At 72.1% G+C, this 1668-nt stretch carries 1 protein-coding gene; it reads right to left on the bottom strand.

From position 1 onward, the window contains the following. Positions 1-1668 (bottom strand): cobaltochelatase subunit CobN (locus G6021_RS07430; RefSeq protein ID WP_182640978.1); only part of this gene is annotated, 1668 nt, incomplete at both ends.

Here is a 1668-nt window from a genome sequence, read left to right as displayed (position 1 = left end):
TCCACGCGGTCGACCTCGTGGGTCGGGGCGTCCTCCCCCAGCCCGAGGGCGCGGCGCAGGCCGGGGACGGCGCCGAACTCGCCGCCCCACACCTGCGAGGCGCGCAGGATGGCGAGCACCAGGTTTACCCGGGCCTCGCCGTCCGGCGCCTGACCCAGCACGTGGAGTCCGTCGCGGATCTGGACGTCCTTGATCTCGCAGAGCCACCCGTCGACGTGGAGCAGGAAGTCGTCGAACTCCTCGTCCCCGGGCTGCTGCTCCAGGCCCAGGTCCTCGTGCATGTGCGCGGACCGCATGAGGGTCCAGATCTGCGCGCGGATGGCCGGCAGCTTGGCCGGGTCCATGGACGCGATGTTGCCGTACTCGTCCAGCAGCTGCTCGAGGCGGGCGATGTCGCCGTAGGACTCGGCGCGGGCCATCGGCGGCACCAGGTGGTCGACGATCGTGGCGTGGGCGCGGCGCTTGGCCTGGGCGCCCTCCCCGGGGTCGTTGACCAGGAACGGGTAGATCAACGGCATGTCGGCGATCGCCGCGTCGGTCGCGCATGACGCCGACAGCGCGGCGTTCTTGCCCGGCAGCCACTCCAGGGAACCGTGCTTGCCGATGTGGACCAGCGCGTGGGCGCCGAAACCCCGGGCGAGCCACCGATAGGCGGCCAGGTAGTGGTGCGAGGGCGCCAGTTCGGGATCGTGGTAGATCGCCACCGGGTTCTCACCGAACCCGCGGGGCGGCTGGATCAAGAGGACGACATTGCCGGCCTGGATGGTGGCCAGGACGATCTCGCCGGCGTCGTTGACGAACAGCCGTCCGGGCGCCTGCCCCCAGGCCTCGACCATCTCCGAGCGCAGCGACTCGGGAAGGTCCGCCGTCCACGTGAGGTAGTCGTCGGTGGAGATCCGCACGTGACTGTCGGTGAGCTGGGCGTTCGTCAGCCACTCCTCGTCCTGTCCGCCCGCGGCGATCAGGGCGTGGATCAGGGCGTCCCCGGCGGCGGTGTCGTCGGCGTAGGTGCTGTCGGTGCCACTGTGGGCGACGTCGAGGAACCGGGCGACCGGCCCGTCCGCCGGACCCAGGTCGTAGCCCTCGTCGCGCATGCGGCGCAGCAGGCGGATGGTCGAGACGGGGGTGTCCAGCCCGACCGCGTTGCCGATCCGGGAGTGCTTGGTCGGGTAGGCCGAGAGCACCAGGGCGATCCGGCGGTCGGCCGCGGGCACATGACGCAGCCGCGCGTGCGAGACCGCGATCCCCGCGACGCGGGCGCAGCGTTCGGGATCGGCGACGTACCGGGGCAGCCCGTCGGCGTCGATCTCCTTGAAGGAGAACGGCGCGGTGATGATCCGGCCGTCGAACTCGGGGATCGCGATCTGGTTGGCCGAGTCCAGAGGGTTGACGCCGTCGTCGGAGGCCTCCCAGTCCTCCCGACTCCACGTCAGGCACAACCCCTGGAGCACCGGGATGTCGAGCGCGGCGATCCGTTCGACGTCCCACGTCTCGTCCTCGCCGCCCGCGCTCACCGCCCCGGGCGTGGTCCCGCCGGCGGCCAGGACCGTGACGATCAGCGCGTCGAGCGTCCCGAGCGCGGCGAACAGCTCGTCGGGCGCCGAGCGGAGGGAACCCGCGAACACGGGCACGCCCACGGCCTGCCCGGTGGCGTCGATCGCGTCGGCG

It is taken from the genome of Dietzia sp. CW19 (genome assembly GCF_014145265.1).
In the GTDB taxonomy this organism is placed as follows: domain Bacteria; phylum Actinomycetota; class Actinomycetes; order Mycobacteriales; family Mycobacteriaceae; genus Dietzia; species Dietzia natronolimnaea.
This window is presented reverse-complemented; position numbering and strand designations above follow the sequence as displayed.